Annotated in this window: 13 protein-coding genes and 2 pseudogenes; 9 read left to right on the top strand and 6 right to left on the bottom strand. The window is 63.0% G+C overall.

The genetic code is table 11. The features are described 5' to 3' along the window. Positions 1 to 48 precede the first annotated feature (48 nt). The 3 genes from C7411_RS13295 to C7411_RS13285 form a co-directional block, all read right to left on the bottom strand. Positions 49 to 1,041 (bottom strand): carbon-nitrogen hydrolase family protein, encoded by a 993-nt coding sequence (locus C7411_RS13295; protein WP_110384746.1) that lies wholly within the window; start codon positions 1,039 to 1,041, stop codon positions 49 to 51. Between the two features lie 67 nt (positions 1,042 to 1,108). Next, the gene (locus C7411_RS13290) at positions 1,109 to 1,591 is read right to left on the bottom strand and encodes a MarR family winged helix-turn-helix transcriptional regulator (RefSeq protein WP_110384745.1); all 483 of its coding nucleotides are present in this window, start codon (positions 1,589 to 1,591) and stop codon (positions 1,109 to 1,111) included. A 209-nt stretch (positions 1,592 to 1,800) separates the two neighbouring features. Then, positions 1,801 to 2,838 carry a GlxA family transcriptional regulator gene (locus C7411_RS13285; RefSeq protein ID WP_110384744.1) on the bottom strand — a complete coding sequence of 346 codons (1,038 nt, stop codon included), beginning with the start codon at positions 2,836 to 2,838 and terminating at the stop codon, positions 1,801 to 1,803. Between the two features lie 99 nt (positions 2,839 to 2,937). On the opposite strand from C7411_RS13285, the gene C7411_RS13280 reads away from it, so the two are divergent. From C7411_RS13280 to C7411_RS13265, 5 genes and pseudogenes are all read left to right on the top strand, one after another. Further along, a complete protein-coding gene (locus tag C7411_RS13280; protein ID WP_110384743.1) occupies positions 2,938 to 3,474 on the top strand; it encodes a tautomerase family protein in 537 nt (178 codons plus the stop codon). Positions 3,475 to 3,488: 14 nt separating this feature from the next. Next, a complete protein-coding gene (locus tag C7411_RS13275) occupies positions 3,489 to 3,986 on the top strand; it encodes a hypothetical protein (protein ID WP_110384742.1) in 498 nt (165 codons plus the stop codon). Next, complete coding sequence (locus C7411_RS13270; protein ID WP_243413139.1) at positions 3,967 to 4,374, top strand: hypothetical protein; 408 nt, start codon at positions 3,967 to 3,969, stop codon at positions 4,372 to 4,374. The genes C7411_RS13275 and C7411_RS13270 overlap by 20 nt, the downstream gene beginning before the upstream one ends. Then, positions 4,371 to 4,514, top strand: coding sequence for a glutathione S-transferase family protein (locus tag C7411_RS37475; protein ID WP_165822796.1), 144 nt, complete (start codon positions 4,371 to 4,373; stop codon positions 4,512 to 4,514). Before C7411_RS13270 ends, C7411_RS37475 begins: the two co-directional genes overlap by 4 nt. After that, positions 4,510 to 4,724: pseudogene (locus C7411_RS13265) on the top strand (IS5/IS1182 family transposase); the annotation flags it as partial. The gene C7411_RS37475 and the pseudogene C7411_RS13265, both read left to right, overlap by 5 nt. A 100-nt stretch (positions 4,725 to 4,824) precedes the next feature. Here C7411_RS13265 and C7411_RS38090 read toward each other — a convergent pair. Beyond that, positions 4,825 to 5,202 (bottom strand): annotated as a pseudogene (locus C7411_RS38090) (SDR family oxidoreductase); the annotation flags it as partial. A gap of 56 nt (positions 5,203 to 5,258) precedes the next feature. Further along, complete coding sequence (locus C7411_RS13255) at positions 5,259 to 6,737, bottom strand: efflux transporter outer membrane subunit (RefSeq protein ID WP_165822799.1); 1,479 nt, start codon at positions 6,735 to 6,737, stop codon at positions 5,259 to 5,261. Between the two features lie 98 nt (positions 6,738 to 6,835). Here C7411_RS13255 and C7411_RS13250 point away from each other — a divergent pair, with 98 nt between their 5' ends. The 3 genes from C7411_RS13250 (at position 6,836) to C7411_RS13240 (ending at position 11,746) form a co-directional block, all read left to right on the top strand. Then, positions 6,836 to 7,453: a TetR/AcrR family transcriptional regulator gene (locus C7411_RS13250; RefSeq protein ID WP_110384738.1), complete on the top strand. Its 618-nt coding sequence runs from the start codon at positions 6,836 to 6,838 to the stop codon at positions 7,451 to 7,453. 76 nt (positions 7,454 to 7,529) lie between these two features. Beyond that, positions 7,530 to 8,651 (top strand): efflux RND transporter periplasmic adaptor subunit, encoded by a 1,122-nt coding sequence (locus C7411_RS13245; protein WP_110384737.1) that lies wholly within the window; start codon positions 7,530 to 7,532, stop codon positions 8,649 to 8,651. Further along, positions 8,648 to 11,746, top strand: a complete 3,099-nt coding sequence (locus tag C7411_RS13240) for an efflux RND transporter permease subunit (protein ID WP_110384736.1) — start codon at positions 8,648 to 8,650, stop codon at positions 11,744 to 11,746. Before C7411_RS13245 ends, C7411_RS13240 begins: the two co-directional genes overlap by 4 nt. 148 nt (positions 11,747 to 11,894) lie before the next feature. Here C7411_RS13240 and C7411_RS13235 read toward each other — a convergent pair whose 3' ends face one another. Beyond that, positions 11,895 to 12,539, bottom strand: a complete 645-nt coding sequence (locus tag C7411_RS13235) for a diguanylate cyclase (RefSeq protein ID WP_110384861.1) — start codon at positions 12,537 to 12,539, stop codon at positions 11,895 to 11,897. 250 nt (positions 12,540 to 12,789) lie between these two features. Between C7411_RS13235 and C7411_RS13230 the strand changes: the two genes are divergently transcribed. Continuing rightward, positions 12,790 to 13,353 carry an Hsp20/alpha crystallin family protein gene (locus C7411_RS13230; RefSeq protein ID WP_110384735.1) on the top strand — a complete coding sequence of 188 codons (564 nt, stop codon included), beginning with the start codon at positions 12,790 to 12,792 and terminating at the stop codon, positions 13,351 to 13,353. Positions 13,354 to 13,387 lie beyond the last annotated feature (34 nt).

The following is a 13,387-nucleotide window of genomic DNA, read 5'->3' as shown; positions in this document are numbered from 1 at the left end:
ATATGCATACGTGCGGATGAAAAAATGCGTGCATGCATACGTCGATTGTTATGCAACCACGGAGCGCAGATCGTCGGAACCCTGGCCGCTAACGATCATCGGGTGCGAAGCGCGTTCGTGAACATGTGCGGTCGGCGTGCGGTCGATCAGCAGACTCAGCAATTCGGGGCGGTTGTAGTGGCCGGCTGAGTCCATCAGCATCTTGCGGCGGTCGATGTGCGTGAAGTCGAGATCGACGATCACTTCGCCTTCACCCGAGCGAAGCGGCTCGGCCATCAGCATGCCGTCAGGAGCGACGATCGTGGTGAAGCAGCCGCCCGAGATCGGACCGATTCCACAACCGGTATCTTGCATGATTTGCGCCTGCTGATCCGCGTCCAGCCACGCCGTCGCATTGACCACGAACGCGCCGGATTCGAGCGCATGCTGGCGGATGTTGATTTCCATGCGCTGGGTAAAGCCCTCGCCAAAGGCGGAGCCCGGATACATCGCCGAATGGATCCGCTCACCGTCTGCGATCATCGCATAGCGGGCGAGCGGGTTGTTGTGCTCGAAGCATGCGAGCTGCCCAACGCGGCCGACTGCGCTGTCGACTGCACGCAAGCCTGAGCCATCGCCCTGGCCCCAGATCATGCGTTCGAAATGCGTCGGCGTGATCTTGCGGCGGCGCTGGATCAGCGTACCGTCGGCATCGAAGAGCAATTGCGTGTTGTACAGCGTGCCGCCATCGCGCTCGTTGACGCCAATGGATACGACCATGCCGGCCTTCCGCGCGGCTTCGCCGATCGAATCGGTTGCAGCGGACGGTACAGTCACAGCCTGTTCGAGCAGGCGCAAATGTTCGGTACCCGAAAGAAGTTCGATGCCCGTCTGGACGGCCGCAAAGTAAGGGTAATAAGGCACGACCGTTTCGGGGAAGGTGGCGAACTGCACGCCTTTCTGGCCGAGTTCGTGAATCTTCTGCACGACCTTGGCAACGGTTGCTTCACGGCTATAGAGTACCGGGCTGAACTGGACGGCGGCGGCTTTGACGACTTTCATGAAAAACTCCTTGACGTTGGGGACAGGCACCGGTCGATCTTGTATATGCAACATCGACCAGAAGACTTCAGACCATGCGCAGCGGCAATTTGCGCGCAATATTCATGAGTTCATGCGCGCCGCGTTCGCTAAGGAGACGCGTCGCGTGGTGCTGTGCAGCCGACCATGCGCTCGCCGCGTTTTTAAGCAGGGCATCGCCTTCGCACGTGAGCGAGAGCGGGCGGCTTCGACCATCGCGGGCCGGGACGCCCTCGGCGACCCAGCCCTGCGCGATCAGCGGCTGCAGATTCCTTGTCAGCGTCGAGCGCTCGTGTTGACTGCGTCGGCCCAGATCCGAGCGGCTAATGGGCCCGAACTCCGCAATCAACACGAGCAAAGAGAATTGCGGCGCCACGATGCCGAACGGACGCAATGCGTCGTCATAGACGGAAGTCAGGACGCGGGAGATCTGGCGGGCGCGCGTCATCAGACAATTGCGCGCGATCTGGCTGCTCAGCGGTTCATTCGCGATGCGGTCCGGTTCAACGTTTCCGTTCGTCTCGTGTTGCATATGCACTACCTCGGTAAGCCCAGCGTTTGCGGTGCGGTGTTTCGCTCGCGATGGGCGTATTTGAGGGGATGAATGTATCCCGCTTGTGTCCGGAAGTCGGTTTGTGTGTATGCGTGCGTATCCCTGACTGTTGCAGATACGTTGGGATACAAAAAGGCAGGGGGAAGAGGGGAATGATGAGGACTGCGGCGCGATGTTCTCGCGTGCCCTCAGCCGCCGGTGCGACCTGACTCGGTTTCTATATTCTGCGCCGCTGCACGCGAAAACCGCATCTGATATTCACTCGGCGACAAACCGGTCTTCCGTTTGAACAATTGCCGAAATGTGCTGATATCGCTGTAACCGACACGCTGACTCACCGCCTCAAGCCCGATCGGCCGTGTTTCCAGTAAGCGCTTCGCGACTTCGATGCGCAGATTCTGCAGATACGTCAACGGTGCGAGCCCGACGGCTTCCTTGAAACGGCGATTGAGCGTGCGTTCGCTGACAGCAAGCGATGCCGCCAGATCGCTCAAGCGGAAACCCTGCTGCATCGTTGCCTCCATTTGCTGCTGGGCGCGTGCGACGAGCGTGTCGGTATGCCCGTGTTCGTCGAGAAGCGATGCAAAGGAGGCCTGAGAAGTCCGGTTCATGTCGATCAGCAGCGCCTTCGCGGTCATGGCGGCGAGTGCTTCGCCGGCGAACGTCTCGACGAGCCGCACGGCGAGATTCAGATACGACGTCACGGAACCGCCAGAGATGATGCCGTCTTGCGCGATCAGCAGTTCCTGTGCGCGAACTTCGACACGCGGATAGCGGCGCGCGAAGTCCGCGGCTCTCGCCCAGTGCGTCGTTGCGGCGCGTCCATCCAGCAGGCCCGCTTCGGCTAGCAGGTAGTTGGCCGTGCAGTACGCCGCCAGCACGGCACCTGCCTTGCGTTGACGACGCAGTGCGGAATACAGCGCGTTCAACTGCTCGCGGCGCCCGATGAATTCATCGATGTTCGAGAAAAACGGTGCCGTCAGCAGAACGGCGTCCGCGCGTTTGCGCGGGTCGATCTTGCCGTCGACGTGAATCCTCTGGCCCGACGCAGCCGTGACCGGTTGCCCGTCGAGGGATTCCACGCGCCATGCAAACACGGGTGCGGATGCCGTGTCCGAAGCAGCCTTGCGCGCGTGGAACTGGTTGGCCGCGCTGAAGACATCGACAGGTCCCGCGACGCCGGACGCGAGGATTCCGTCGTAGACCCAGATGCGGATGATGGCCATTGCGTGTCTGAAATTCCCTGAATAATGGCGATGCTGCCACTTTCGGCGGCACGAGTAAACCCCGATCATGGCCGCATCCAATGACCCGGAAGCGATACCATGCCAATGATCGATGCACTGTGGCCCGAAGACGCCCTGACGCCCGAGGCCGAAGCGCGCCTCGTCAAGGAACTGACCGACATCCTCATCAAGGCGGAAGGGTACGATCCCGCCAGTCCGACCGCACAGCGAGTCACCGTGTTCCATCTTCATCGGCCTGCTGCGATTTACATCGGCGGCGAACGCGCGAACACGATACGCTACCGCATCATTCCTTGCGCACCCGAAGGGCAATACACCGACGAATCGCGTCGCGCGCTCGTCAGAAACGTCACGGAAGCGGTGGCGCGCGCGGAGGACCGGCCGTTCGATGACGTCGCGCCGCGCGTCTGGGTGTTCCCGACTGAGATTCCGGATGGCGCCTGGGGGACGCGCGGCACGATCTGGACGCTGCCCGATATTCATGCGCTGCTGGTGGGCGAATCCGAGCGCGGCGCGGGCGTTGAACGCCTCGCGCGACGCCGCCGCGAAAAGGCGCGCATTACGCTCGAAGCCGCGCTCGATGCCGTTAGCGCGGGCATGGCGAGCAAACCGTAACAGGAGTGTCCAGCATGAAATTCAACGACACTGCCCCCGTACTGGTGCCCGCAGGCGGCCCGCCGCTCTGGCTGGCGAGGCTCGCCGAAAACGCGACGCTCGAAGCCACCGTCCTGAAGCGCCCGATCGAGGGGCGAGCCGATATTCTCTCCGTGATCAAACACGCGGTCTCACTCTACGAATTCCAGCAGCACAGCTACAAGGGCGAGATCGGCAACAATTTGTATATGGAATCCTATCGGTCGCAGATCCAGGGCGTGCCGATCGAAACGGTGGTCGTCGCACATCTGAACGAACAGGGCGAGACGGATTCCGTGGTCATCAATCATCGACCGCTCAAGGCAGCGCTGCTGTTTTCGAAACGGATGGGGGAACTCGTCGATGAGCGTTTCCGCGATTGCTATCTGACGGGACCAGAAGCCGCAGCACTGGATACGGCAACTGTTCCGGCCTCGCGCCAGCCTTCAGGCAGATGCGGCGGGAACATGCACGATGAAACGCCTTCTTCTTAATTTAACAACAGCCTCTGCACTGATCGTTTCTGCTGGAGTTTCCATGGCACAAACTACTCCGTTGCCAACTACCCCGACCACGAAGATATTGGCGATTGGCACCTTTGCGCCGGGCACGGACATGCAACGTGTCCAGCAAATTCTTCCGACCGAAGTTCGCGAGACGGCGCAACGTTATCTTGAGGGCAAGATTGACCAGTGGTATTCACTGCAAGACCGGGCTGGGGTGGTGTTCATCCTGAACGTTACGGACGTGAATCAAGCTCATGAAATGCTCGAGGCACTTCCCTTAGGGAAAGCGCATTTAATGACATTTTCGCTCCTGCCGATAGGTCCGCTAAAGCCGTTGAGCAAGCTTTTGAATCCACCTTCCCAGGATCGAACGTGAAGCTTTATTATTCGCCGGGAGCATGCGCGCTTGCGTCACATATTGTTGCGCGCGAAGTCGGCATCGCAATCGAATTCGAAAAGGTCGATATATCGTCGAAGCGCATGCAAGACGAAATCGACTTTCTCGCGATCAAATGACTTTCCACCGTGGGAACCGGTCTACCAGCAGAAGCGACGCTGGATTCAGGCAGGTTGTTTCGAGGCCATGGTGAGTGAAGTGACCTGCGTTCGATCATCCGGATCGCGCAACAACGCCGTGGTCAACCCAGCGCGGTCAGTCGCGACGGGCGGACTCTGCGGTCGACCTGCGAGAGCGGGCTTCGCGCCGGTTACGACGGCGATAAACGTGGAGTGCCGCGAGGCTTGCGATGATTGACCAGGCGGAGAGGGATGACCCGCGAATGCGGGCCACCGTTGCGAAGTGCGCGCGCGGTTGCGCGAAGCTGCCTCATCGCATGCCGCCACTGGCGACGATATGTTCGCCCGTCAACCACTTTGCGTCGTCGCAGGCGAGAAAAACCGCGATCGACGCTACGTCGTCCGGTCGGCCCACACGCCCGAGCGGCGTCTGGCTGACTGCCGAACTCTCGAACTCCGATCCGATCACCCCGGCGCTTTGTGCGCCTTCGGTCACGATCACGCCCGGATTGATCGTGTTCACACGAATCTTCCGCGGCCCGAGTTCGCGGGCGAGCGCGCCGGTGATGGAATCGACAGCGCCTTTCGTGCCGCTATAGACGGCGGTCGTGGCCGGCGTGAGCGTCGAGACGACCGAGCTGACATTGATGATGCTGGCACCCTCGCCAAGGTGTTGGACCGCGGCCTGCGCGATCCCGGAATGTGCGCAGAATTCGTTGTGTGCTCCGGCATTGGGCGGTTTCGTCAGCGCGAAGACAGCGACGTTGGCGTCTGGAGCGACGCCGGGTCCCAGCCACCGCCGAGCGCCTTGAACGTCGAGATGGCTGCGCGCGCGGATTCCGTTTGCGCTTGCGCGCGCGCGTCGGCGGCCTGGAGCAGGGTTTCGTTGGCGTGCAATACGTCGATGAAGCTCGCCGCGCCGCTTCGGTACGCGGTCATCGATGAATCCTTGGCCTTGGATAACGACGATTCCGCGTGCGAGAGCGTGGCCGCCTGTGCCTCGCGATTCACGAGTGACGAGAGCGAGTTTTCCACGTCCTCGGTGGCGCGGAGGACGGACTGCCGGTAAGCCGCGAGCGCTTGCGCGTCGGCGCCTTTCGCCTCGTTGACGTCGGCGTTGATGCGCGCGAAGTCGAACAGGCGCCAGCGCAGCCCGACGAGTCCGGCCGCCTGGCTGGCGCCGCCCGAGAACAAGGTGCCGGCCGCTGCCGAGGTCGCGCTGCCGAGGAAGGCATTCAGCGAGACCGTCGGATAGTACTCGCTGATCGCGGCGCCAATGCGCGCGTTGGCGGCAGCGAGGTGACGTTCGGCGCCGATCAGATCGGGACGCCTTTGCAGCAGATCGGCCGGCGTGCCCATATCGGCGAGCGACGGGGCAACGGGGATCGAGGACGGCGGGCTCAACTCGGCCCGATGCGTACCGGGTGGCGTGCCCAGCATCACGTCGAGGGCATTTGAGGCCGCATCCAGCGCCGCGTCGAGGACGGGCACGCTGGCCTGAACCTGGTCGAGCGCGCCTTGCGCCTGCTGAACCTGATAGTCGGCTGCCGCGCCCTTCGAATACAGGAGTGTCACGTCCGCAAGCAGCGCCTGCTGCGTCTGCACCTGCCGGTTTGCGATATCGAGGCGTGCCTGGAGGCCGCGTATCGTGACGTAGATATCGGCAGTCTGGGCCGCAACGGCGAGCCGGGTGGCGACCGCCGCCGCCTGCGTCGCGGAGTAATCGGCGAGCGCGGCTTCACGCTGGCGCCGCAGGCCGCCAAAAATGTCGATCTCCCAACCGGCTTCCAGATTGGTTTCGTACTCGGTACCCCAGCGCTCGTAACCCGGCGTGGCATTGAGCAACTGGCCCACCGGCGTGTCGACCGACTGGTAGGCTCGCGCTGCCGAGGCGGAAACCGAGGCCGAGGGAAGCAACGCCGCGTTGGCCGTGCCGAGGCGCGCGCGTGCCTGATCGATTTGCGCCACCGCCTGGGCCAGGTCCAGATTCTGGGCCAATGCCAGCGAAACGTAGTGCGTGAGCAGCGGGTCGTTGAAGCCTTCCCACCATGCGGACAGACCAGCAGCCGGGGCCGGCGCGGCTCTGGCAGACGGCGGCGGGGTCACATAGCGCTGCGCCAATGGCACATCCGGGCGGTGGTAGTCGGGACCGACGGCGCAGGCCGAAAGGGCGGCGACGCTAGTCAGGAGAGCGAGTGGAACAAGTGGACGACGCAAAGACATGATCATCTCGGGAGCGGCAACGGGAAGGATGAGGCAGTGACCAATATACAATATGGTCACAAGTTGTCAACTATCGGGTGAGGGACTAAGCTTGAGACATGAACAAGCCCATGCCCTCCGCCTCCCCGTCCCGTGGCCCCTCGGATCACGAAGTCCGCGCCCAGATCGTCGAAGCCGCAACGGAATACTTCAGTCGCTACGGCTATGAAAAGACCACGGTTTCCGATCTCGCTAAGGAAATCGGGTTTTCGAAAGCCTATATCTACAAGTTTTTCGACTCGAAACAGGCGATCGGCGAAGTCATCTGCGCCAATCGCCTCGCCGCCATGATTGCGGCCGTCAGTGAAAACGTCGACGACGCGCACAGTGCGACGGAGAAATTTCGCCGTATGTTCAAGACCTTACTGGCATCGGGTAGCCAGCTATTTTTCCAGGATCGCAAGCTCTACGATATCGCCGCCGTGGCGGCCGCCTCGCCCTGGCCTTCCGTCAAAGGCTATGAAGAACAAATCCAGCGACTTATCGCCGATATCCTGCGGCTCGGACGCGAAACCGGTGAATTCGAACGCAAGACACCACTGGACGAGGCCGTGAATGCGATCTTTCTGGTGATGAAGCCTTACTTCAATCCCTTGCTGCTCCAGTACAACCTTGATGCTGCCGACGAGGCAACGGTCCAGCTCGCGAGCCTGGTACTCAGAAGTCTTGCTCCATGAACCTGGTTGTGACTATTGACTATAATGGTCACTAGAATCAGAATGAGGCCTCCTGTTCTTTGCGAGAGGCGACCTCATGTTCCGGCACCATCATTTTGTCTACGCGCTAAGCCTGGCTTCGCTCGCTCTCGCGGCGTGCGGCGAGCGGCCTGCCCCTGATCCGCGTACCGAGGCGCCGCTCGTGCGCACGAGCGCCGTTCACGGCGCGGCGGGCGCGAGCCGGTCGTTTTCGGGCGTCGTCGGCGCCCGCGTTCAGAGCGATCTCGGTTTCCGGGTTCAGGGCAAGGTCGTCGAGCGTCTGGTCGACGCGGGCCAAACGGTCAAGCGCGGCCAGCCGCTGATGCGCATCGACCCGATCGATCTGGGATTGCAGGCCCGCTCGCAGCAGGAACTCGTGGATGCCGCGCAGGCGCGCGCCACGCAGACGGCCGCCGACGAGGCGCGGTATCGGGATCTCGTTGCGGCAGGCGCGGTGTCGGCGTCGACCTACGAGCAGCTCAAGGCGGCCGCCGATGCCGCCCGGGCGCAGCTCATTGCGGCGAAGGCGCAGGCGGTGCTTGCCAGCAACGCATCCGGATACGCCGTCCTCGTGGCGGATGCCGACGGCGTGGTGGTCGAGACGCTGGCAGAGCCGGGCCAGGTGGTCGCGCCGGGGCAGATCGTCGTGCGGCTCGCGCATGCTGGACCGCGCGAGGCCGTCGTCCAGCTTCCCGAGACGCTGCGTCCCGCACCGGGCTCGATTGCCGAGGCGACGCTGTATGGCGCGGACAAGAAGCCGGTGCCCGCCGCCTTGCGTCAGCTTTCCGATTCCGCCGACCGGCTGACGCGGACCTACGAAGCGCGGTACGTGCTCGAGGGCGCGCTGTCGAATGCGCCGCTTGGCGCGACCGTGACCATCGATCTCGCCGGCGATGCCGGCCAGACGCAGGCCGCGATGGACGTGCCGGTCGGCGCGTTGTTCGATCCGGGCACGGGCACCGGCGTCTGGACCGTCGATCGATCGCAGTCGCGCGCGAGCTGGCACAAGGTTCGCGTCACCGCCTTGAGCGACGACACGGCGACGGTGACCGGCGATCTTCACGACGGCGATCAGGTCGTGGCGCTCGGCGCACAGTTGATTCACGACGGAGAACGCGTGCGCGTCGTTCACGACGCGGTGACCACAGCGTCGGTCTCCAGGGAAGGAGCGGCGCAATGAGCGGCTTCAATTTATCGGCTCTCGCGGTGCGGGAGCGCTCGGTCACGCTGTTCCTGATCATGCTGATTTCGATCGCGGGCGTCGTGGCCTTCTTCAAGCTGGGGCGGGCCGAAGACCCGCCGTTCACCGTCAAGTCGATGACGGTCATCACGGCCTGGCCGGGCGCCACCGCGCAGGAAATGCAGGATCAGGTGGCCGAGCCGCTCGAGAAGCGCATGCAGGAGTTGCGCTGGTATGACCGCACCGAGACCTATACGCGGCCGGGGCTGGCCTTCACGACCGTGACCCTGCTCGACAGCACGCCGCCCGCGGACGTGCCCGAAGAGTTCTACCAGGCGCGCAAAAAACTCTCCGACGAAGCGAGCAGCCTGCCGCCCGGCGTGATCGGTCCGCTCGTCAATGACGAGTACTCCGATGTCACGTTCGCGCTGTTCGCGCTCAAGGCGAAAGGCGAGCCGCAACGACTGCTGGTGCGCGACGCCGAGGGTCTGCGCCAGCGGCTTCTTCATGTGCCGGGCGTCAAGAAGGTGAACATCATCGGCGAGCAGGCGGAGCGGATCTATGTGTCGTTCTCGCACGACCGCCTCGCGACGCTCGGCGTGAGCCCGCAGGATATATTCGCAGCCCTGAATAATCAGAACGTGCTGACGCCCGCGGGTTCGATCGATACACAAGGCGCGCAGGTTTTCATTCGTGTCGAAGGCGCGTTCGACAAACTGCAGACCATCCGCGACACACCTATCGTCGTTCAGGGCCGCACGCTGAAGCTCTCGGACGTGGCGAGCGTCGAGCGCGGTTACGAAGACCCCGCCACGTTCCAGATTCGCAATAACGGCGAACCGGCGCTGCTGCTCGGCGTCGTAATGCGGGACGGCTGGAACGGGCTCAGCCTCGGGCAGGCGCTCGACAAGGAAGTCGCGTCGGTCAACGCCGGGCTGCCGCTGGGCATGAGTCTCACGAAGGTGACCGATCAGGCCGTCAATATCCATTCGGCGATCGACGAGTTCATGGTCAAGTTCTTCGTTGCGCTGCTCGTGGTGATGGTCGTGAGTTTCGCGAGCATGGGCTGGCGCGTCGGTGTCGTGGTGTCGGCTGCGGTGCCGCTGACGCTCGCAGGCGTGTTCGTCGTCATGTCGGCAACGGGCAAGAGCTTCGACCGCATCACACTGGGTTCGCTGATTCTCGCACTGGGCCTGCTTGTCGACGACGCGATCATCGCCATCGAGATGATGGTCGTGAAAATGGAGGAGGGCTATAGCCGCGTTCAGGCGTCGGCGTATGCATGGAGCCACACGGCGGCGCCGATGCTCTCGGGCACGCTCGTCACGGCCGTTGGCTTCATGCCGAATGGTTTCGCTCGCTCGACGGCCGGCGAATACACGAGCAACATGTTCTGGATCGTCGGCATCGCCCTGATTACTTCATGGATCGTAGCCGTTGTGTTCACGCCGTATCTCGGCGTCAAGCTGTTGCCCGATATTCCCGTGATAGAAGGCGGTCATGGCGCGATCTACAACACGCCGAACTACCAGCGTTTTCGCGCGTTCCTGGGGCGTGTGATCCGGCGCAAGTGGCTGGTCGCGGGAATCGTGGTGGGCTTGTTCGTGATCGCCGTGATGGGCATGGGGCTGGTGAAAAAACAGTTCTTCCCGACCTCCGATCGCCCGGAAGTGCTCGTGGAAGTGCAGATGCCTTACGGCACGTCGATCGAACAGACCTCCGCGGCGACGGAAAAAGTCGAGGCGTGGCTCGCGAAGCAGCCGGAAGCGAAGATCGTGACGTCGTACATCGGACAGGGCGCGCCGCGCTTCTATCTGGCGATGTCGCCGGAGCTGCCCGATTCGTCTTTCGCGAAGATGGTGATCCGCACGAACGACGAGAAGCAGCGTGAGGCGCTCAAATTCCGTCTGCGCAAAGTCATCGCCGAAGGCCTGGTGCCCGGGGCGCAGGTTCGCGTCACCCAACTGGTGTTCGGCCCTTACTCGCCTTACCCCGTTGCGTTCCGGGTCATGGGCCCCGACGCCGGAACGTTGCGCACCATCGCCGCGCAGGTCGAACGGACCTTGAACGCCAGCCCGATGATGCGAACGGTGAACGCCGATTGGGGCCCGCGCGTGCCCACGGTGCATTTCACACTCGATCAAAATCGTCTCGGTGCATTTGGCTTGACCTCGAGTTCCGTCGCGCAGCAACTGCAATTCCTGCTGACCGGCATTCCCGTCACGCACGTGCGCGAGGACATTCGCTCGGTGGAACTCGTCGCGAGATCGGCGGGCGAGATACGGCTCGATCCGCAGCGTATCGACGGATTTACGCTGGTTGGCGCGGCGGGTCAGCGCGTGCCGCTCTCGCAGGTCGGCAAGGTCGATATCCGCATGGAAGATCCGATTCTTCGCCGGCGCGATCGCACGCCGACGATCACCGTGCGTGGCGATATCGCGGAGGGACTGCAGCCCCCCGATGTGTCGACGGCGATGCTGGCGCAACTTCAGCCCATTATCGCGAAGCTGCCGGACGGCTATCGGATCGAGGAAGCCGGGTCCATCGAAGAAGCCAACAAGGCCACGAAGGCGCTCGCACCGCTGTTCCCCATCATGATCGCGCTGACGCTGCTCATCATCATTTTCCAGACGCGCTCGATTGCCGCGACGATGATGGTGTTCGCAACCAGCCCGCTAGGGTTGATCGGCGTTGTGCCGACACTGCTGCTGTTCAACCAGCCCTTCGGGATCAATGCGCTGGTGGGGCTCATTGCGCTCTCCGGCATCCTGATGCGCAACACGCTGATCCTGATCGGACAGATCGAGCAGAACGCGCGCGAAAGCATGACGCCGTTCGATGCGGTGGTGGAGGCCACCATCCAGCGGTCGAGGCCGGTGATTCTGACCGCGCTCGCCGCGATGCTCGCCTTCATTCCGTTGACGCACTCCGTGTTCTGGGGCACGTTGGCTTATACGCTGATTGGCGGGACTTTTGCCGGAACGATTCTGACGCTGGTGTTTCTGCCCGCGATGTATTCGATCTGGTTCAAGATCCGGCCAGAGGCAGGGGAAAGCCACTCCGAAGTCGAACCGAGTGCCAGCGCGATTACGTAGGATCACCAATAAGGGAACCCGGCTGCGAGGTGAACGCGGGCGTGAAACGCCGCATTGCAGCCGTACCAATGCCTGGCGGAAAGCGAAATAGAGACGCCGCTTTCAGGCTTCAAGAGGCGACGCGAACGGCAATATGTAACGAGCTGTTTCAGCGGGGCAGAAGGATGCGATGGACGGACCCGAGCCGGTAGACGGTACGTCCGCAGGTGCGCCCGCGCGCGCTGCGCGGCTGCGGCTCCACGGGGCAGGGCGGCTGGCGGCCGCCGTGCGCATCCAGGGTATCGTCGGGCTCGTCCAGTGCCCGCCACACTCCGCCCTTCACCGGCCGGAAGAGCCACCGCAGGTAGCCGTGACGCGCGGCCAGCCGCATCAGGTCGCCGCGATCATTCGCTCCGTCAATGAGCGCGTCGTCGGGCGGCATGTCGCTTCCGTAATCGCCGAACGCCTGGCGGCAGGCGAGTGCCTCGGCAGCGCCGGCGCCGATCACACTGCAGCCGCGCCGCTCGATACGCTCGACCTCCCACGCGCCGAATTGCCAGGCCGCGTCGAGCAGCATGACGTCGACGGTTTCGACGCTCTGCCAGGGCGCATCGATCTGGAGGGCGGTGCCGGGGACTGGCCGCGCCGGTATTTCCACGCCGGGCAGCACGAGCGGCGTTGCGCGCCGGAAACCGTGCCAGTGGAGTATCGCGATAAGCGGCGTATTGATCTGCGCAGCGGCGGTGACGGTGACCGCGAAGAGCGGCAGGCCCACGTCGCCGACGTGTTCCTCGAGCCTGTCGAAAAGGTCCATGAAGCCTCCCGTGGCATGTTGCAGGGCCACTTGAAATTTCCGTTCCATGAGCTATTTTAAGCATCGCTCCGGCAGTCGCGACAAGCGTTGCCGTCGTGCAGCCATACTGCGGCGCGATTCGCCGCCCTTTGCGGTTACGCTTTGAGGCTGCCATCCGCGGCTGCCCTTTACAGGCCGCAAAGCTGCCAGCCGCGGGTGCGACGCAATCGACGCAATCCGATTGTCCTTCCAGAACGTAGAGGAGGATACGATGAGCCCTGATCCGAAAAGGTGGAATCCCTTCAAGTTCCTTCGAGCCGCCTCCCGCAAGTCCGATGCACAAGGCCGCGAAAGCCCCTCGACGAGCGAAAACGAACGCGCCTCAATGCCCGAGTTCGCGCGACTGTTTTCACGCGAACCATGGCGCGCAATGGAGGAGTTTTTTCTTGAACCGTTTGCGGGCCGTGGCGCACTCGACCGGTGGTTTGGCGACTTCAGTTCGTCGCGTTTCCAGCCGCGTATCGATGTCGTCGATGAGGGACCGGTGCTGCGCGTGACCGCGGAACTGCCGGGGATGGACCGCGCAGACGTGAAGGTGTGCGTCGAGGAAGGCGCGATCGTGCTGCGTGGCGAAAAGAAGCAGGATGTGCGCAACGAGGAGAACGGTTGCTACCGGCTTGAGCGCGCCCATGGACGCTTCGTGCGCACGATTCCGATGCCGGAATACGCCGACCCCGGTCGCGCTCTGGCAAAGTTCGACAACGGCCTACTCACGTTGACCATTCCGAAAATGGATCCGGCACCGTGCGCGAGCCGCACGATCGATATCGGCTAGGGCGGGTACGCCCAAAGCGCTGTGACGGCCGGAG

It is taken from the genome of Paraburkholderia silvatlantica, assembly GCF_003096715.1.
Taxonomy (GTDB): domain Bacteria; phylum Pseudomonadota; class Gammaproteobacteria; order Burkholderiales; family Burkholderiaceae; genus Paraburkholderia; species Paraburkholderia silvatlantica.
This window is presented reverse-complemented; position numbering and strand designations above follow the sequence as displayed.

Bases quoted from the DNA above. Each gene is read 5' to 3' on its own strand.
- C7411_RS13295 (WP_110384746.1), bottom strand. From the start codon at position 1,041: ATGAAAGTCGTCAAAGCCGCCGCCGTCCAGTTCAGCCCGGTACTCTAT.
- C7411_RS13270 (WP_243413139.1), top strand. From the start codon at position 3,967: ATGAAACGCCTTCTTCTTAATTTAACAACAGCCTCTGCACTGATCGTT.
- C7411_RS13275 (WP_110384742.1), top strand. From the start codon at position 3,489: ATGAAATTCAACGACACTGCCCCCGTACTGGTGCCCGCAGGCGGCCCG.
- C7411_RS13245 (WP_110384737.1), top strand. From the start codon at position 7,530: ATGTTCCGGCACCATCATTTTGTCTACGCGCTAAGCCTGGCTTCGCTC.
- C7411_RS13250 (WP_110384738.1), top strand. From the start codon at position 6,836: ATGAACAAGCCCATGCCCTCCGCCTCCCCGTCCCGTGGCCCCTCGGAT.
- C7411_RS13240 (WP_110384736.1), top strand. From the start codon at position 8,648: ATGAGCGGCTTCAATTTATCGGCTCTCGCGGTGCGGGAGCGCTCGGTC.
- C7411_RS13230 (WP_110384735.1), top strand. From the start codon at position 12,790: ATGAGCCCTGATCCGAAAAGGTGGAATCCCTTCAAGTTCCTTCGAGCC.
- C7411_RS13255 (WP_165822799.1), bottom strand. From the start codon at position 6,737: ATGTCTTTGCGTCGTCCACTTGTTCCACTCGCTCTCCTGACTAGCGTC.
- C7411_RS13280 (WP_110384743.1), top strand. From the start codon at position 2,938: ATGCCAATGATCGATGCACTGTGGCCCGAAGACGCCCTGACGCCCGAG.
- C7411_RS13235 (WP_110384861.1), bottom strand. From the start codon at position 12,539: ATGGACCTTTTCGACAGGCTCGAGGAACACGTCGGCGACGTGGGCCTG.
- C7411_RS13285 (WP_110384744.1), bottom strand. From the start codon at position 2,838: ATGGCCATCATCCGCATCTGGGTCTACGACGGAATCCTCGCGTCCGGC.
- C7411_RS13290 (WP_110384745.1), bottom strand. From the start codon at position 1,591: ATGCAACACGAGACGAACGGAAACGTTGAACCGGACCGCATCGCGAAT.